This is a genomic window from Halalkaliarchaeum desulfuricum, assembly GCF_002952775.1.
Lineage (GTDB): Archaea > Halobacteriota > Halobacteria > Halobacteriales > Haloferacaceae > Halalkaliarchaeum > Halalkaliarchaeum desulfuricum.
Genome location: NZ_CP025066.1, coordinates 1,818,539 through 1,836,366 on the forward strand (window position 1 = coordinate 1,818,539; position 17,828 = coordinate 1,836,366).

Below are 17,828 nucleotides of genomic sequence, written 5' to 3' on the forward strand. Positions count from 1 at the left end.
GCTTATGCATGTCGCCAAACGGTGACTGGAATGTCGGTTCGCACAACTGCAGCTCTCCCGTCGTCGACTGGATTTCTCGTCGCGAGGAACGGCCGTGTGAATAGTCAGGTGGCTGATTTATACGTCGAGCCGGCGTACGTCGAGGCATGATAGACAGGTCGAGCTGTCGGAAGCTCGGATCGGTCTGGGCGATCGGTCAGGGAATCGTCGCCGCGATCGCGCCGGGACAGAGCGCAAAGCTGGTTCGGCGAGCGATCGGCGAAAGCTTCGACAACGCGGCGGAACTCGAGCCGAAGCCGGGCTACCTCCGGCAACTCAGGGCGCTCGGAACTGGGTTGTTCGTCGCCGGCGTAGTCGGCCTTCTGCTCGAGATGCGCGCCGACGACGGAAGTCACGCAGTCGACGGAAACCATACTGACGACGGCAGTCGCGACCGATAGCGGAACCGAGCTGTCGGTCCGAGGACGAAGACGTTTTCACCGAGAATCGAGCAGTCAACCGGGGTTGACGGTGCGGGCTCGGAACTCGGGTTCGTGACCAGAAAAGATATCTAGTTATCAATTCAAGAACTGAATATGGACTTCCACGCTCGGCGGCAACGCGGCCAGTGTTCTCCCCACGACTGGACGGAGGCTGCCGTTTCGAGGTGGCCGTAGATGCACAGCCGGACGGTTTTGGCAGTCGTAGCGCTGGTCGTGGTCGGGTTGCTGGCAGGGGTGACTGTCGTCGGGGCACAGGGGCAGTACGTGAGCGGCGAGCCGGAGCTCTCGGTGTTCGCTCCCGACCCGGCCCTCATTCCGGGTGAGACCAACTCCCTCGAATTGCAGGTCGCAAACGACGGGACCCAGCGGTGGGGTCCCGCCGCACAGCGGGATCAGGTGACGACCGCCCGTAGCGTCCAACTCGAGGTCCGAGACGGCGGGACGCCGTTTGCGGTCGAAACCGAACGGCAGTCGATCGGGTCGCTTCCCGACGGGGACGTGCGTTCGATTCCCGTCGCGGTGCGCGTCCCGGCGGACGTCGAACCGGGCACGTACTCGCTCGACGTCAGACTTCGGTACTCGCATGTGGCCCAGTCGGATCCCGGAAGCGGCGTCGTCCAGGAGCGAACGCGCCGGGTGACGCGGACGATCGACGTCAAGGTCGAGGAACGCCCCCGGTTCCAGCTACACGGGATCGAAAGCGACGCCCAGATCGGGGGTGCCGGATCGGTCGCAGTCGAGGTCGAAAACACGGGCGAAGAGCCCGCACGCGACATCGCCGTCGGTCTCGAGTCGACTAGTCCGAACGTCGGGTTCGGCGAGGCTCAACGCGACACCGCCAGGATCGAGCGTCTCGACCCGGGAGAGGCGACGATCGTCGAGTACGACGTCGCCGTTCGCGACGGCACTGCAGTCCGCAACTACACGCTCGATGGAACGGTCGAGTTCACCGATCCCGACGGGATCCGTGGGATAGAGGACGGTCTCTCGGTCGGCTTCTCCCCGCTGGACGCTCAAGGCTTGGACATCGGCATCCAGCGGTCGACGCTGCGGGTCGGTGAGGTGGGGACGATAGCGGGGACGGTACAAAACGACGGTCCACTTCCGGTCGAGGACGTCTCGATCGCCCCAGCGGATGGATCGTTGCTGGAGGCACAGAGCGGCCCGTACGCCGTCGGCGACCTGGACGTCGACGAATCGGCCACGTTCCGCCTGCGGGTCGCAGTTCCGGAGACGGCCGACGCTGTCCCACAGCGAATCGATCTGGCGACGAGCTACCGGACCGATGGGGAGCGCGACCGGATGACCACCGATCCGGTGAGCGTCCAGATCGACGAACAGGAGTTCGACGTGGCTCTCGAGGAATCGACGCTTCGCGTCGGCGAAACCGGCGAGATCGTCGGGACGATCAACAACGATGGTCCAGTCGCAGTCGACGGCGTGACGGTGACGCTCGGCGACGGCGAGTTCGAGCCGCGGAGCCGGACCTACGCCGTCGGGTCGCTCGAACCCGGCGAGACGGCCGACTTCAGGTTCAGGGCCACAGTGCCGGCGGGAACCGACGCCACGCCACAGCGGATCGACGTGACGACCACCTACCGCACCGCGGCCGGCCACGACCGTGCGGTGACCGATCCGATCCGCGTCCCCGTGGCCGAGCGGCGTGACGCGGTCGCGGTGACGGCCGTCGATCCGACGTTCGTCGCCGGCGGTGACGGGACGCTCGCCCTCGAGGTGACGAACCAGCGGGACGTCGAGATACGCGACGTGCGGCTTCGCCTCTCCGTCGAGGATCCCCTCGAGAGCGACTTCACGACCACGATCGTTCCCTCCCTTGCACCCGGGGAAACCGATCGCGTCGCATTCGACCTCGAGGTAGATAGCGACGCACCCCCAAGCCAGTACCCGGCCGTCCTCGACGTCGAGTATCTCGACCCCGACGACGAAACGCAGACGGTGCGACCACTCACCCTCTCAGTGTCAGTGACCGAGGATCCCGACGAGCCGTTCCTCGCCATTGAGATCCTCGCCTTCATTGCCGTGATGATCCTCGTCGTCGCGGCGTTCGTCTGGCTCTACCGGCGGTAATGACAATGAACCAGCCTGCAATCAACGTCCTCGATCTCACCAAGCGATACGATGACGTCCTCGCGAACGACGGTGTTTCATTCGAAATCGAACGCGGGGAGATTTTCGGCTACCTCGGTCCCAACGGGGCGGGCAAGACGACGACCATTCGGATGCTGCTGGGACTTCTTTCTCCAAGTTCCGGGACTGCGGAGGTGCTCGGTGCGGACATCCGGAATCGGAAGGCGCTGACGGACGTGAAATCGGACCTCGGCTATCTCCCGGACACGCTCGGTTTCGACGAGCGTCTCACTGGCCGCCAGGTACTCGATTACTTCGCCCGGATGCGCGGGGACGAACGACGGGCGGAGCTGCTCGAACTCTTTCATCCTCCACTCGATCAAGCGGTCGAGACGTATTCGGCCGGAAACCGTCGGATGCTCGGCATCGTTCAGGCGTTTATGCACGATCCGGAGTTGGTAATCATGGACGAGCCGACCTCCGGGCTGGATCCGCTCAAGCAGGATCGGCTGCACCACTTCATGGAACAGGAGCGAGAGGCCGGCAAGACGCTGTTCGTCTCCTCGCACATCCTGAGTGAGGTCCAGCGCGTTTGTGACCGGGTCGGGATAATCAGGGACGGGGAGATCGTTGCACTGGAGGACATAGACGCGTTGCTCAAACGGAGCGGAAAGGAGGTCCGGGTGCACTTCGCTGACCCCGTCGACGAGACTGCGTTCGTCACCGACCAGATGATCGACGTTGACGTGGTCGATCGGTCGGTGCATTTCACCTACACGGGGGAGACACAGGCGCTCCTGGAGCATCTCGTCCAGTTCGAAATCGAGGACGCAAACGTCGGGGATCCGCAGCTGGACACGATCTTCAAACACTACTACACGGACGAGTCGAATCCGAATCCGCCATGACAGCAATTGTTCTCGATGAGTCCCGCAAACTTCGTCGGGGATCGATCATTCTGACAGGCGTGTTCGGGATGTTGACTGCGTTCCTGCTTGCGGTCTTCCCGGCCATGAAAGAGGAGGCAGAACTGATCGAGGAAGCGTATCCGGAGTACGTCCTCGTTATGCTGGGGTTCGAGGAGATGCACACGATCGAGGGGTTCGCCGGCGGCTATATCTACCCGTTCGTCTGGATCCTGTTCGGCGGTGTCTACTTCGCGTACGTCGGGGGCGGCCTGATCGCCGGGGACATTCGCTCCCGGAAAATGGACCTCACGCTCGCGAATCCGGTGTCCCGTGAGTCGGTGCTGGCCCAGAAAGTCGCCGCCCTCTGGGTCCCCCTTCTCGCGTTAAATGCCGGCCTCCTGGCCGTGTTATTCCTCGGATCGCGACTGATCGGGGAGCCGCTCGGGTTTGTCGACATCGCCATCGTCCATTTGCTCAGCATCCCGTATCTGCTGGTGTGCGCCGGGATCGGGGTGGTCTTCTCGGTCGTTTTCGACCGGGTCGGGCGAGCACAGGTCTCCGCGCTTGGACTGGTTTTCATGCTCTGGCTGGTTGATGGGATATCGCTCATGGAACCGGACTACGAGTGGGTGGGCGACCTCACGCCGAGCCGATACTACGACCCGTCGGCGATCCTTCTCCACGAGGAGTACGCGTTCGTCGACGCCGCGATTCTCCTCGTGGCGTTTCTGGTCCTGATCGGGGTCGCCACGGCGATCTTCACGCGGAGGGACATCTAACGTGATGGGAGCAGTTGGCGCGACGGGGGGATATCAGGGATGACTGCTATTCTGCGCACCGAATCCAGGCGACTCCAGCGGAGTTCGATCGTCCTCCTCGTCGTGTTCGCCCTCCTGTCGGTATTGTACTTCTCAATGTTTCCCGAACTGGCTGGCGAGGAGGCCGAAGAGCTCTTCGAGGCGTTCCCGGATGCAATGTTCGACCTGTTCGGGATCGAAGCCATCCACACGATCGAAGGGTTCATCGCAGCGGAGGTGTACGCCTTCTTCTGGGTAATTCTGCTGGGGATCTACTTCGCGTACGTTGGTGCCGGCACGATCGCGGGGGACATCGAAGAGCGAAAGATGGACCTCACGCTTGCGAATCCGGTATCCCGGGAATCGGTGCTGGCCCAGAAAGTCGCCGCTTTCTGGGTACCCCTACTCATCTTGAACACCGGGGTTCCGCTTATCGTCTACGTGGGATCGCGCCTCATCGACGAGCCGATAAACGGCGTCGCGATCGCGATGGTCCATCTACTCAGCGTCCCGTACCTGTTGGTGTGTGCCGGGATCGGAATCCTGCTGTCGGTCGTCATCGAACGCAAGCGAACGGCGCAATCGACGGCGCTCGGGCTGGTGTTCGTGCTGTGGTTGATCGAGGGTACCTCCAACCTGGACCCGGACTACGAGTGGATCGGTTATTTCACCCCGAGCCGGTATTACGACCCGTCGGCGATCCTCGTCCACGAGGAGTACGCGTTCTTCGATGCTGCCGTCCTGCTCGCAGCGTTTCTCCTTTTGCTTTTCCTCGCGGCAGGGATCTTCGTCCGACGGGATATATAAATCATAACCGATCTGTTTTTGGAGTCACAACCCGATGCAAGCGCATGCACGGGTTCAGCGACGAGGAGCGGGAACGGATCGAGGAGCGTCTCGTCGAGACCGGCCGGGAGCTACTCCGGGTGTATGGCCCGCACAAGACCAACGTAAAGGACATCACGGATCCGGTCGGGATCGCGAAGAGTTCCTTTTACCTCTTTTTCGACTCGAAAGCCGAACTGTACGTGGAGGTCGTCCAGCGGGAAAGCGACGAGTTTCTCGCGGACGTCGAGCACGAGTTGGAGGGGATCACCGATCCGCAGGTCGCTCTCGAACGGCTGTTTCGACTGTACGCGGAGTTCGCCGAGACGAACCCGTTGATCCAGTACCGCGAGGAGCTTCTCAACAGCATCTCTCCGGCTCTCCTCGAGGAACTGGGAACCGAACAGTTGGCCGACTACGAGCCGATCGTCGAATCCATCCAGGAGCGAAGCGACGGACGGTTTTCGGAGTACGAGCCGGCGACCGTCCTCGGCGTGATGGGAACGATCGGCTATCTCGCCGTGCACAGAGAGGAGCTCGACGCCTACCGGGAGGGGTACTACGAGGAAGTCCGGGAACTCGCGATCGTCGCACTCGCGCGTGGATTGACTGCGCCGGAGGTGTGATCGGTTCGATCTCCGTATTGCACCATACACCGAGACGCTTTCTGCAGCACAGGCTCCTCGCTCCGCTCGTCGCAGTTGTGCTGCAGAAAGCGTCCGGACGGAGTCCCACGCGAACGAAGTGAGCGTGGGGCACGTCCGGACGTGAACGTAACGAACGAAGTGAGTGAAGTGAACGTCCGGACGGAGATTTGAACTCCGGTCCCTGGCTCCGCAAGCCAAGAGGATAGTCCACTACCCTACCCGGACTCACCCGTACCTATCCGTGGTCGACTTAAGACGGTTACGGTCCGGGACGTGGCCGGAATAGTGCCGTCGAACGTCCGAAAGAGTCGACATCCCACCGATGACGGCAGCCGTTGTTTGAGTCTTGCAAGCGATTATACCGTTCGACCTCTTAAAAATCAACCATGAGACGTCGATCCCTCCTGATTTCCCTCGGTGCCGCCACAACCGTCGGTCTCGCGGGCTGTCTCGGTGATGGTCCGCCGACGGACGGCACCCCCGGAAACGGTGGCGACTCCGACGACAACGACGGCGCGCCGGACGGCGATCCGGTACTGACCGCGGCCACGCTGTCGGAGGCCGCCTGCGAGGAACCGGAGACTGCGACCGTCACCGTCGACGAGGATGCCCTGGAAGTCCACGTCGACGGCTGTATCGTCGGCAACACCGGCTGTCACGTCCCGGTCCTCGTCGAGCCGACATTCGAGGACGAACCACAGCGCGTGGCGGGAGACCTGCTTCGAGTGCGGATCGCGACCGTCGACGACTCCGACCCGGACGAGATGTGCACGCAGGTACTGACGGACCTCGGATACGAGGCGACGTTCGTCTTCGAGGAGGCCCTGCCGACGTCCGTGGAAGTCGTCCACGAAACCCACGACGGTGACCGGACCGTAGCGACGACCGATCGGTAATTAGGCGGGGTCGATCGGGGACGCTGTGATCTTCTGACGCGAGGGTTCAAAAGGGATCGGGAGCCATCCCGTCTCGATGCGACGAACGAGTTCGACGAAACCACGAGACTGCGGCGCTCCGACATCCCAACGGCAACGCTTAAGCGGCGCCTCTTCCTGCCTGTGTGTACGACTATGGGTGTGATCGAGGACGTCTACGAGGATCTGGAAACGGACGTCCCGCTCGAGGAGTTCCGGGCCGCCGTCGAGGAGAAAGTCGAGCAGATGGGCGGGCTCGCCGACGAGGAGACGGCGGCGATGCTGATCGCGCACGACCTCCGCGACGAGGAGGTAAGCGGCATCGCCGACATCGAGCCGGGGATGGACGAGGTGAAGTTCCTCGGCAAGGTCGTCTCGATCGGCGACGTCCGGACGTTCGAGCGGGACGGGGAGGACGAACCCGACGGCCGCGTCTGCAACGTCGAGGTCGCCGACGAGACGGGGCGGATCCGAATCTCGCTTTGGGACGAGGCCGCCGGCGCGGCCGAAGACCAGCTCGAGGTCGGGCAGGTGCTCCGGATCGCCGGCCGGCCGACAGACGGCTACGACGGGGTCGAAGTGAGCGTCGACAAGGTCGAGCCCGACGAGGACGCCGAAGTCGACGTCGAGGTGCTCGACACCTACCGCGTCGAGGATCTCGCTTTGGGGCGGTCTGACGTCGACCTCGTCGGCACGGTACTCGATACGGACTCGGTCCGGACGTTCGACCGGGACGACGGCTCGGAGGGGAAAGTCGCCAACATCACGCTGGGCGACGAGACCGGCCGCGTGCGGGTGACACTGTGGGACGAGCAGGCCGACCTGGCCGACGAGTTCGACCCCGGCGAGACCGTCGAGGTGGTCGACGGCTACGTCCGGGAGCGCGACGGCGACCTCGAACTCCACGTCGGCTCCAGAGGCGACGTCGAACGCGTCGACGAGGACGTCGAGTACGTCCCCGAGACCACAGACATCGCCGACCTCGAGATCGACCAGACGGCGGACATCGCCGGCGGCGTCGTCGAGACGGATCCCAAACGGACGTTCGACCGGGACGACGGTTCACAGGGGCAGGTCCGAAACGTCCGGATCAAAGACGAGACCGGCGAGATCCGGGTCGCGCTGTGGGGCGAGAAGGCCGACGCCGACGTCGAGCTCGCGGACCACCTCCTGGTGACCGACGCGGAGATCCAGGACGGCTGGCAGGACGACCTCGAGGCGTCCGCCAACTGGCGCTCGACCGTGACCGTCCTGGACGAGGAGGCCGCCGCCGGGGACGCGACCGCCGGCGGCTCCCCCGCTGGCGAGGCGAAGGCCGCCGCCGGTGACGCTCCCAGTTCGGGTGGCGGGCTCTCGGCGTTCGCGGACGGGGACGCCACGAGTGAAGGGACCACGAGCGGGGACGCCACGAGCGAGGGGACCACGGACGATGAGACCGGCGAGGCCGCCGTCGAGACCACCGAGACCGTCGAGTTCACGGGTACCGTCGTCCAGGCGGGGAACCCGGTCGTCCTCGACGACGGCCGAACGACCCGGAACGTCGAAACGGACGAGACTCTCCGACTCGGCGAGGAAGTGACGGTTCGCGGCGAGGAGCGGAACGGGAAGATCGACGCCGACGACGTGTTCTAAAGCCGGCTTACGCTCGCCTCACAGGTTCGTTTCGAACCTGTCACTCTCACCGGTGAGGACGCCATATCCTGCAGACTTCGGCAACGGAAAGGATTATACGCAGCACGAACGCGTTTTGGTGTATGAGTGTCGAGTTGCCGTTCGCTCCCGTGGACACGGTCATCCGGCGCAACGCCGGCGACCTCCGCGTGAGCGCCGGCGCGGCCGAGGAACTGGCCCGCCGGATCCAGGACCACGGGGCCGCCCTCGCCGTCGACGCCGCCGAGGAGGCGACCGCAGACGGTCGCAAGACGTTGATGGCGTCGGACTTCGGCGTCGAACAGGTGATCGAGCGCGAGGACCTCACCCTCCCGATCGCTCCCGTGGACCGGATCGCTCGACTCCGGATCGACGACTCCTACCGGGTGTCGATGGACGCGCGGATCGCGCTGGCCGACATCCTCGAGGACTACGCCGACAACGTCGCCGCCGCCGCCGCCACGCTCGCCCGCCACGCCGACAGACGAACGGTTCAAGCGGAAGACATCCGGACGTACTTCTCGCTTTTCGAGTGATGCAATTCGGTTACAGCGACACCTGTCTCGACCACGACACCGGCCCGCGGCACCCGGAGAACCCCGACCGGCTGCGCGCGATCCGGCGTCGGCTCGCGAAACGACACGGCGTCGTCTACCGCGAGGCTCCCCCGGCCGACAGGGGAACTGTGGCCGCGGTTCACGACCCGGCATACGTCGACGAAGTCAGAGAGTTCGCCGACCGCGGCGGCGGCAACTGGGACGCCGACACCGTCGCCAGCGAGGCCACCTGGGAGGCCGCACTCGCGTCGGCGGGGCTGGCCCAGTGGGCGGTCAGGGAGGCGATGGACGGGGCCAGCGGGCGGGAGACGCCGTTCTCGCTCGGCCGACCGCCGGGTCATCACGCGATCGAGGACGACGCCATGGGGTTTTGCTTCTTCAACAACGCCGCCATCGCCGCCCAGACGGCGCTGGAGTCGGATTCCGTCGACCGGGTTGCGATCTTCGATTGGGACGTCCACCACGGCAACGGCACCCAGGACCTCTTTTACGATCGCGGGGACGTCTTTTATGCGTCGATTCACGAGGACGGCCTGTATCCCGGCACCGGTGGGGCCGAGGAAACCGGCATCGGGCCGGGGGCGAGGACGACACTGAACGTCCCGTTCTCGGCCGGCGCCGACGACGCCGACTATCAGTATGCGATCACCGAGGCGATCGTGCCGGCGTTCGAGTCGTTCGATCCGGACCTCCTGATCGTGTCGGCGGGCTTCGACGCCCACAGACACGACCCGATCTCCCGGATGCGCGTCTCGACGGAGGGATACGCGCTGTTTACGAAACTCCTCCGCCGGTTCGGCGATCGGACGTCGACACCGCTCGCGTTCGTCCTCGAGGGAGGCTACGGTCTGGAGACGCTTTCCGACGGCGTCGCGGCCGTCCACGAGACGTTCGACGGCCGGGATCCGGCCATCGGCGAGGAGGAACCGTCCGCGGACGCGAAAGCGACCGTCGACGGCGTCGTAGACCGGCTCGAGTGACCCACTCCGAGGTCCCCCGTCACCGACAGAACTCGTCGACGTCGCGTGCGGGATAGCCGACGACGACGTCGGCGCCGGCCGCCCGGAGCGCACCGACCCGATCGCTGACCGTCTCGGGATCGCCGACGAGTGCGTAGTCCCGCACCGCGGCCGACAGCACCTCGCGTGCCCGGCCCGTCGCCGACGAGTCCGTCGACGCGCCGTCGGGAAGCGCCCGGGAGACGGGTTTCCGTCGGGCGGCGTACGCCCCGACGGCGTCGAGGACCTCGTCCTCGTGGTCGGTCAGCACGGTCGGCGCGTACACCGCGATTTCACCGTCGAACCCCGCCGCATGGAGCGCCCGGATGTCGCGCTCGGTCGACTCCGAGAGCAGTTCGTACTGGGTCCCGCCGGCGGCGAGCGCGAGCCGTTCGACGCCCTCCGTGCCGATCCACGCGTCGGGGGCTTCCGTTTTCGCCGCGTCGAACCGCGGCGCGACGGCGCGACGTGTCTCCTCCTCGGAGAGGTACGCGGGATGTCCGGCCACGATCACGCGTCCGACGCCGGACGGGAGCGCAGCGATCCGGCTGTTGTCGCCCAGCGGGTCGTACCCGTCGGCGCGCACTGGGGTCGTGACTCTCACGTCCTTTTCTTTTGCGAGCGCCGACAGTGCCGACAGCTCCGGCGCCTCCCCGAGACCCTCGTAGTCGATCATCACCTGCCCCAGCGGAACGTCCAACCCGCGGCGGACGTCACATTCGGTCGGTTTGAGGGCTACGGCGTCGAGATCCGCGCGGACGACAGCCGGAGCCGTCGACTGTCCCGTGGCGGACGTCCCGCCGGAGCCGGTCGTGGCAGCGCCGCCGTCTGGAACGGCGCTGTCGTCTGTCGCCTTCTCGCGGCGGCGCTTTTCGTCACTCATGTGAAATTCCCTCCTGTAGTCGCCTTCTCCGATGTCGGCTGCCGCTTGCAGCCCGACGAACGCACGATACACTGATCGAGAAAAGTTCGGTTCTACCGTCGCGGAACGCGATCAATCGCCTGTGAGGCCATGTACACCTGCATTTGGAATGGTTCCGGATAAACGTGTCGGGGGAGACAGTATTGGCCGCACCGCGGTCGTCGGCTGTCGTTCGCCGACCAGTTCGGCCGACCGGGGTTTATATAGGAAGGCGGCCGAATCCGGTGGTGTGCGACTCGTCCAGATCACGATTCCATCGGGCAAACAGCAGGCGGTGCTCGATACGCTCGAGGAGGAAGGAATCGACTACGTGTTGACCGACGAGACGAGCAGTCGGGAAGCCACTTCGGTCGTTACGTTCCCGGTGCCGAAGTCGGCGGTCGAACACGTCCTCGAACAGCTTCGCGAGGTCGGAATCGACGAGTCGACGTACACGGTCATCGTCAGCGCCGAAACGGTCATCTCCCGGCACTTCGACGAACTCTCCGAGAAATACGCCGAAGAGGAGGACCACAGCGAAGAGCTGATCTCCCGGGAGGAACTCACGACCAAGGCCGAAGAGCTGGCGCGTTCGACCCCGACGTACGTGATCATGACGGTCGTTTCGGCGGTGATCGCGACGGCGGGGCTGCTGCTCGACTCCCCGGCGACGGTCGTAGGATCGATGGTGATCGCCCCCCTGATCGGGCCGGCGATGTCCGCCAGCATCGGCACAGTCGTCGACGACCAGGAACTGTTCCGCCAGGGCGTTCGCATGCAAGCGCTTGGGATCGGCCTTTCGATCGGCGCGAGCGCGCTGTTCGCCAGTTTTCTCCGGGCGACCAACCTGGTCCCGCCGGGGATCGATCTGCTCGAACTCTCGGAGGTCGCAGAGCGGGTCGCCCCGAACGTGCTCGCGCTGGCAGTCGCACTGGGAGCCGGCGTCGCCGGGATCCTGTCGCTGACGACCGGCGTCTCCTCTGCGCTGGTGGGCGTGATGATCGCTGTCGCGCTCATCCCGCCTGCCGCAACCGCCGGGCTGGGGATCGCCTACATGGACCCGTCACTCGCGTTCGGTTCCACGATCCTGGTGTTCGTGAACGTGCTGTCGATCAACTTCGCCGCCCTGCTCGTGCTGTGGTATGAAGGGTACCGCCCGAAAAGCTGGTTCCGGGAGGAACAGGCCCGCTCGGCGATGCTCAAACGGGCTGCAATGCTCGCCGTGGCGATCGCCGTCCTATCAATGTTCCTCGGCGGTGTCACCTACGACGGCTACGTCGCAGCCACGACCGAACAGGAGATCCGGGACGGGGTTGCAGACGAACTCGCCGCAGTCGACGACTCCCTGTCGCTCGTGGAGCTCGACATCCGACGGACCGGGACGATTCCGCCACAAACGACCGAACGTGTCGTGGTCACGGTCGGCTATCCGCCCGGCGATCCTCCCGATCCGCTGGCCGAACGGCTCGATGCCCGCATCGAGGCGGTGACAGGTACTGACGTCACCGTCGAGGTGCGGTATGTCCTGCGAGAAACGACCTGACAGTCTGACTGTGGGCTTCGGCCGTCGAGGTGAACGGTACTCCTGATGCCGCGTGTTACTCCTGACGCGACGGCGGGAGTTCGCCCTCGAACTCGATGGCCTCGACGGCCATCTCCAGCACTCGATCGACGTTCTCGCCCGTCTCGAGGCTCATGTACGCGTCCGCCTCGACGTCGGTCGACCGGTCGCTTTTGTTACACACCGTGAGCAGCTCGATCCCCCGCCGGGAAAAGCGATCCTCGAGTTCGTCACGGAGCGCGAGCTGCGATTCCAGGGGGTAGCCACACGACCCGCTCGCGTCCACGAGGAACACCACGACGTCGGCGAGATGTTCCAGCGCGCTGACCGCCTGCTGTTCGATCTCGTTCCGTTCCTCCTCGGGACGGTCGAGCAGCCCCGGCGTGTCGACGATCTGGTATCTGATGTGGTCTCGCGTGAAGTGCCCCAGCTGGACGCCCTTCGTCGTGAAGGGGTACCGCGCGATCTCGTTGGAGGCGCGCGTGACGTCGTTGACGAACGAGGACTTGCCGACGTTCGGGTAGCCGGCGACGACGATCGCGGGCTCGTCGGTCCGGACATCCGGGAGGTTCTTCAGCGCGTCACGGGCCTCTCCCACCATTTTGAGATCTTCCTCGATCTGTCGCACCACGTCTGCCATTCGGGCGAACGCCTGCTTGCGGTGCTTTCGCGCGGTGTCGACGTCGGTCTTTCGAAGCTTCGACTGGTACTCGTTGCGGATCGATCCCACCTGTCGGCTCGCCCAGGTGATCCGCGACAGCGACTGGCGGAGTTCGTCGACGCCGACGATCGCGTCGGCGAGTTCGCGGTAGAACGGATCGACCTCGTGCTCGAAGTCGGGCCAGTCGGTGACGACGTTCTCGAGGTTGTCCGAGAGGATGTTCCCCGCCGTCGTGAGCATCGACTGCTGGGCCTCCAGGCCGCCCTTCGCGCGGCCGGCCCGCGCCGCCCGGGAGAACGCCTTGTCGATGAGTTCCTCCGCTCGCGGCGTCGTCGGGAGGTCCTCGAATATCATTTCCCGTCTCTTCGCCACCTGGCCGTATAAGGCCGTCCGTTCGGTCTTCTGACCATCCCGACCCCGAGCACGGAGGTTTTTGTCCACGGGGACTGTCAGTCCAGGTATGACGGAACTGCAGACTGAGTTGCGGGAGACGTTCGAGGCCAACGGCTACGACGTCGCCGAAGTGAGCGTCAATCGGGATCGCGTGCGGATCGTCGTACTCGAGGGCGATGCGAGCGCCGACGATCTCGAGGCGCTCACCCACGAGGTCCTCGATCCCGAGGAGACGCTCGGCTTGAACGTGACCACAGAGACGATCGATGGACAGGACGTCGTCGGGACGGTCGTCTCGTTCCGCCGCCGGGAGTAACGTCGAAATCCCCGCCCGGATTATCGTTCCCGAGAACGTCTGACAAACCTTTAAACAATGAGCGGCAGTATCTCGACGAGAGGATGGGTGTGATCACGTAATGCCGGCACCGGGACACGGTCCGGACGGGCGACCGGACCCAGAGAGGGAAGGATCGACTGCCCGACACGACCGAACCGACGGCGGAGACCCCCGCCACCCGTCGTTCGATCAGGTCCAGGGTCTGGTCGTCGATCCGGACGCCGTGCCCGTTCGAACGACTGCAAGCGGGACCGACGGCGACAGCGCTACGGATCGGTATCGAACGGGTGGCGGGAAACGGACGACGGATCGGGATCAGACGACGGACCAAGACCGGACGGGAGACGAAGAAATCCGGGCCGAATCCGCCTCGGACGAGCCGTCGCTTACTCCGAGGGAGTACGTCGTTCGCGTCCACGAACTCGTGTATCGGGACCCCGCTGCGGCCGGCGACAGGATCGGCGACCTGCTCGTTCTGGCGTCGGAGGGCGACACCGACGTCCGACAGATGGCCGGCGAGACGCTGGCGTGGCTCGGCGAGCGCCGCTCCCGCGAGTTCGAGGTGTGGGCCGACGATCTCGCGGCGTTCGCGGAAACACAGGACCCGGAACTCGCGTTCTTCGGGATCCGGGCGCTCGCGCAACTCGGCTCCGACCACGAGGAGGCGGCGGCAAAGGGGCTAAAACCGGCGGTTCGCCGGCTGGGTTCCGATCACGAGGACCTGCAGGCGGCGTCGCTTGCGCTCGTCGCGGAGGTCGGCCCCGCGAGGGCGGACGCGATCGGCGACGCCGACCGACCGATCGCGGCGTCGCTTCGGGCCAACTCCGAACGGATCCGAACCGGCGCCGCGATCGCGGCCGGAAACCTGCTTGCAGAATCGCCCCAGCGGTTCCCCCGGACGTCGATGGCGCTCGTGGAGGCCCTCTCGGATCCCGACGACGACGTCAGGACGTACGCCCACGTGGCGCTTGTCGCCTTCGCCAGGGAACATCCGTCGGTGGTCCCCGAAAAGGAAACCGCGCTGTCGGCGCTGGACGCGACCGACGACGCGGATCTCGGACTCAAAGACGGCGCCGTCGCCGAGGCGGAGAACGCGTTGCTCCGCGAACTGGCCGGCTACCGGTGAACCTCATCTGATTTCGACGAGATGGGCCCCGTCGGGTTCGAACCCGAACGTCACTTCTCCGTCCAGCGGTTCCGCCGTCCTTAAAAGTAGTTCCCGTCCCTGCCACTCCAGGTGGATTCGGGTGGTCTCACCCAGAAACTCAGTTCCAGTGACGCGCGCGTCGAAACGGTTTTCGGCCGCGTCCGGCACCATCGCCTCCGGGCGGACACAGAACACTGCCTGCGATCCAGTCGCCGCCGAACCGACCGCCTGTCGTCCGTCGGTCGCGATCGAAAACTGGGTTCCGTCGACATCGACGATCAGCTGTTCGGCGTCCGCGTTCTCGTCTCCGGGGTCGACGCCCACGATCTCGCCGGTGAAGACGTTGTTGTCGCCGACGAACTCCGCGACGAACCGGGTTGCCGGCCGGCGGTACACCTTCCGCGGCTCCCCGACCTGTTCGACCCGGCCGTCGTTCATCACCGCCATCCGGTCGGAAATCGACAGTGCCTCCTCCTGATCGTGGGTGACGTAAACGGTGGTTATCCCCAGCTCGGTCTGGATCCGCTTTACTTGCAGGCGGAGTCGTTCGCGGAGCCGGGCGTCGAGTGCGCTCATCGGCTCGTCGAGCAACAGCAGCTCCGGCCCCGGTGCGAGCGCGCGGGCGATCGCCACGCGCTGTTGCTGTCCGCCCGAAAGCGACTCCGGGGTACGTCCCTGCATCCCGGGGAGGTCGACGAGTTCGAGCAGTTCCGCGACGCGGTCGTCACTGGAGTTCCCGTCGGGGGGATCCGCAAATCGGAGTCCGTAGCCGACGTTCTCGCCGACGGTCATGTGGGGAAACAGCGCGTAGTTTTGAAACACGACGCCGATGTCCCGCGACTCGGGCGGGACGCCGGTCACATCCGTCCCGCCGATCCGGATCGTTCCCTCGGTGGGTGACTCGAACCCCGCGATCAGGCGAAGCGTCGTGGTCTTTCCACAGCCGGACGGCCCAACGAGCGTGAAAAACTCCCCCTCGTGGACCGAAAGCGAGACGTCACGGAGGGCATGTGTGTCGCCGTACGTCCGGGTGACGCCGTCGAGTTCGACCGCCGTGGGGTCGTCACCGTCCGTGTGCGCTCCGTTTCCGCGGGGCGACCGTTCGCGAGCCATCAGTGTCGTACGTACCCCCCGAGCCGTTCGACGACGATGAAACTGGCGCTCGTCACCACGAGCAGGACGACCCCCATGGCGGTCGCCGGGCCGAGTCTCCGCCCGAGATACCGCTCGACGGCGACCGGCATCGTGTAGCTGTCGGTGCCGGTCGCGAGGACGATCGTGGAGTTGAACTCGCCGATGCTGATCGCGACCGCGAAGGCGGCGCCCGCGACGACGCCGGGCCACACGAGCGGCAGTTCGACGTCCACGAGCGCCCGAACCCGGGAGGCGCCCAGCGCCCGCGCCGACTCCGTCAACGCCGGATCCAGCCCCTCGAGCCCGGGGGCGACGTTTCGCGTGACGAACGGATAGGCGCTTACCGCGTGGGCGGCGACGATCGCGACCGCGCCGGCGACGGTGATCCGCCAGCCGCCGATCTCGACGCCGAACACCAGCCCCCGGAGCAGCCCGAGCCCGACGATGATCCCCGAGACCGCAAACGGCGCCATCGCCAGCGCGTCGACGACTTTCCGGCCGCGATACCGGCGCGTGGTGGCGACCGCGACGGCCAGCCCCATCGGCACCGCCACGAACAGGGTCGCGAGCGCGAACGCAAGCGAGTTTCTGACTGCAGGCCACGGCTGCACCTGAAACGCCGCCCCCGTGGCCTGCCGCTCCAGGAGGAACCGGTAGTGGTCCAGCGTGAACCCGCCGGGGCCGGTGAGGCTCGCCCAGATCATGCTGGCGAGCGGCAGCAGGAACACCGTCACCGCGACGAGGGCGTAGCCGGCGACCGCGAACCGTTCGAGGAGGGCAGTCGGCGTCCACTTCCGGGGAACGAGCAGCTTTCGCCGTCCGGGGGCCGCTGCGCCGCGCCGGACGGCGTTTGCCGCCTCGTACCGGAGGTACGCGTAGGTGAGCGACAGCGAGATGACGAGCTCGAGGATCGCCAGCCCGGCGGCGTCCGCGTAGTTGAGATCGCGGATCAGCCGGTAGACGAACACCTCGACGGTCGCCAGCTGGAACCCGCCCAGCGCCAGCACGATCGGAAACGACGCGAACGTGAACACGAACGTCAGCGTCGCCCCCATCAACACGGCGGGATACAGCTGCGGAGCGACGACGTCCAGGAACGCCCGGTGGGGGGACGCACCCAGCGATCGGGCGGTTTCGACGGCCCGGGCGTCGACGGCCTCCCAGGCGGCGGTGACCACCCGCGCAACCAGCGGCGCATTATAAAAGGCGTGTGCGATAACGATCGCCTCCAGCGTGAACATCAGCTCGACGGGGCCGAGGCCCACCGTCCCCAGGATCGCGTTGAGTGTGCCGTCCCGGCCGAACGTCGCCACGAAGCCGACCGCGACCATGATCGACGGCAGCACGAACGGGAGGATCGTGAGCGAGCGCAGCGTCTCCCGGCCGCGGAACTCGAAGCGCGCGAGGATCCACGCCGCCGGCACGCCGAGCGCGACGCTGGCGACGGTCGACAGCGCCGCCTGGTACGCCGTGAACCCGAGTATGCCCAGCTGGCGATCCGGGCTCGCAACCTGCCGCAGCACCTCCCCGGGCGGCTCCCCCGACAGGAGTCGGCCCAGCTCTCCCATATAAAAGGGATCGGTCAGGATCGAGACGAACACGGAGCCGGTGAGCAGTCCCTCCGGGATGAACGCCTCGCGAAACACGGTGGCGACCGGGTAATAAAAGACGGCGACGAGTACCAACCCCGTCGCCGCGGCTCCCAGCCCGATCGCGTAGCGTTCGATCCCGGCGAACGCCCGGCGGGTCGCGGTGTCGCTTGCGGGGTCGTCCGCCGTGTCTCTTCCGGCGTCGTCCGACGCCGGCGCCGACGTCTCCTCGGTCACGT

General features: G+C 65.7%; 17 protein-coding genes and 1 tRNA gene. 13 read left to right on the forward strand and 5 right to left on the reverse strand.

Going from position 1 to position 17,828, the window contains the following annotated elements; genetic code table 11:
- The first annotated feature begins 146 nt into the window (after positions 1 to 146).
- From AArcSl_RS09065 to AArcSl_RS09090, 6 genes are all read left to right on the forward strand, one after another.
- Positions 147 to 440 carry a hypothetical protein gene (locus AArcSl_RS09065; RefSeq protein WP_119817979.1) on the forward strand — a complete coding sequence of 98 codons (294 nt, stop codon included), beginning with the start codon at positions 147 to 149 and terminating at the stop codon, positions 438 to 440.
- A 216-nt stretch (positions 441 to 656) separates the two neighbouring features.
- Positions 657 to 2,570 (forward strand): COG1361 S-layer family protein, encoded by a 1,914-nt coding sequence (locus AArcSl_RS09070; protein WP_119817982.1) that lies wholly within the window; start codon positions 657 to 659, stop codon positions 2,568 to 2,570.
- Between the two features lie 5 nt (positions 2,571 to 2,575).
- On the forward strand, positions 2,576 to 3,478 hold the full coding sequence (locus AArcSl_RS09075; protein WP_217563432.1) for an ABC transporter ATP-binding protein: 903 nt from the start codon (positions 2,576 to 2,578) through the stop codon (positions 3,476 to 3,478).
- A complete protein-coding gene (locus tag AArcSl_RS09080) occupies positions 3,475 to 4,257 on the forward strand; it encodes an ABC transporter permease subunit (protein WP_119817988.1) in 783 nt (260 codons plus the stop codon). The genes AArcSl_RS09075 and AArcSl_RS09080 overlap by 4 nt, the downstream gene beginning before the upstream one ends.
- Before the next feature lie 39 nt (positions 4,258 to 4,296).
- A complete protein-coding gene (locus AArcSl_RS09085; RefSeq protein WP_119817991.1) occupies positions 4,297 to 5,082 on the forward strand; it encodes an ABC transporter permease in 786 nt (261 codons plus the stop codon).
- 44 nt (positions 5,083 to 5,126) lie between these two features.
- Complete coding sequence (locus AArcSl_RS09090) at positions 5,127 to 5,726, forward strand: TetR/AcrR family transcriptional regulator (RefSeq protein ID WP_119817994.1); 600 nt, start codon at positions 5,127 to 5,129, stop codon at positions 5,724 to 5,726.
- A gap of 173 nt (positions 5,727 to 5,899) precedes the next feature.
- Here AArcSl_RS09090 and AArcSl_RS09095 read toward each other — a convergent pair.
- A tRNA-Arg gene (locus tag AArcSl_RS09095) sits at positions 5,900 to 5,972 on the reverse strand.
- A 161-nt stretch (positions 5,973 to 6,133) separates the two neighbouring features.
- Between AArcSl_RS09095 and AArcSl_RS09100 the strand changes: the two genes are divergently transcribed.
- From AArcSl_RS09100 to AArcSl_RS09115, 4 genes are all read left to right on the forward strand, one after another.
- Entirely contained in the window at positions 6,134 to 6,643 is a 510-nt protein-coding gene (locus AArcSl_RS09100) for a hypothetical protein (RefSeq protein ID WP_119817997.1), read from the forward strand.
- 174 nt (positions 6,644 to 6,817) lie between these two features.
- Positions 6,818 to 8,293 (forward strand): single-stranded DNA binding protein, encoded by a 1,476-nt coding sequence (locus tag AArcSl_RS09105; RefSeq protein WP_119818000.1) that lies wholly within the window; start codon positions 6,818 to 6,820, stop codon positions 8,291 to 8,293.
- A gap of 122 nt (positions 8,294 to 8,415) precedes the next feature.
- Positions 8,416 to 8,847 (forward strand): histone, encoded by a 432-nt coding sequence (locus AArcSl_RS09110; protein ID WP_119818003.1) that lies wholly within the window; start codon positions 8,416 to 8,418, stop codon positions 8,845 to 8,847.
- Positions 8,847 to 9,848, forward strand: a complete 1,002-nt coding sequence (locus AArcSl_RS09115; protein ID WP_119818006.1) for a histone deacetylase family protein — start codon at positions 8,847 to 8,849, stop codon at positions 9,846 to 9,848. The genes AArcSl_RS09110 and AArcSl_RS09115 overlap by 1 nt, the downstream gene beginning before the upstream one ends.
- Positions 9,849 to 9,867: 19 nt before the next feature.
- Here the strand turns inward: AArcSl_RS09115 and AArcSl_RS09120 are convergent, their stop codons facing one another.
- Positions 9,868 to 10,749 carry a DUF7388 family protein gene (locus AArcSl_RS09120; protein ID WP_245883185.1) on the reverse strand — a complete coding sequence of 294 codons (882 nt, stop codon included), beginning with the start codon at positions 10,747 to 10,749 and terminating at the stop codon, positions 9,868 to 9,870.
- Positions 10,750 to 11,017: 268 nt separating this feature from the next.
- On the opposite strand from AArcSl_RS09120, the gene AArcSl_RS09125 reads away from it, so the two are divergent.
- The gene (locus AArcSl_RS09125) at positions 11,018 to 12,310 is read left to right on the forward strand and encodes a TIGR00341 family protein (RefSeq protein WP_119818009.1); all 1,293 of its coding nucleotides are present in this window, start codon (positions 11,018 to 11,020) and stop codon (positions 12,308 to 12,310) included.
- A 55-nt stretch (positions 12,311 to 12,365) separates the two neighbouring features.
- Here the strand turns inward: AArcSl_RS09125 and AArcSl_RS09130 are convergent, their stop codons facing one another.
- Complete coding sequence (locus AArcSl_RS09130) at positions 12,366 to 13,343, reverse strand: NOG1 family protein (RefSeq protein ID WP_119818012.1); 978 nt, start codon at positions 13,341 to 13,343, stop codon at positions 12,366 to 12,368.
- Positions 13,344 to 13,449: 106 nt separating this feature from the next.
- Here AArcSl_RS09130 and AArcSl_RS09135 point away from each other — a divergent pair, with 106 nt between their 5' ends.
- Together AArcSl_RS09135 and AArcSl_RS09140 are read left to right on the forward strand one after the other, a co-directional pair.
- Complete coding sequence (locus AArcSl_RS09135) at positions 13,450 to 13,698, forward strand: hypothetical protein (protein WP_119818015.1); 249 nt, start codon at positions 13,450 to 13,452, stop codon at positions 13,696 to 13,698.
- Positions 13,699 to 13,798: 100 nt separating this feature from the next.
- Complete coding sequence (locus AArcSl_RS09140; RefSeq protein ID WP_119818018.1) at positions 13,799 to 14,845, forward strand: HEAT repeat domain-containing protein; 1,047 nt, start codon at positions 13,799 to 13,801, stop codon at positions 14,843 to 14,845.
- Positions 14,846 to 14,848: 3 nt separating this feature from the next.
- Here the strand turns inward: AArcSl_RS09140 and AArcSl_RS09145 are convergent, their stop codons facing one another.
- Both AArcSl_RS09145 and AArcSl_RS09150 read right to left on the reverse strand, forming a co-directional pair.
- Positions 14,849 to 15,979 carry an ABC transporter ATP-binding protein gene (locus AArcSl_RS09145; protein ID WP_119818020.1) on the reverse strand — a complete coding sequence of 377 codons (1,131 nt, stop codon included), beginning with the start codon at positions 15,977 to 15,979 and terminating at the stop codon, positions 14,849 to 14,851.
- A complete protein-coding gene (locus tag AArcSl_RS09150; protein WP_119818023.1) occupies positions 15,979 to 17,826 on the reverse strand; it encodes an ABC transporter permease in 1,848 nt (615 codons plus the stop codon). Before AArcSl_RS09150 ends, AArcSl_RS09145 begins: the two co-directional genes overlap by 1 nt.
- Positions 17,827 to 17,828 lie beyond the last annotated feature (2 nt).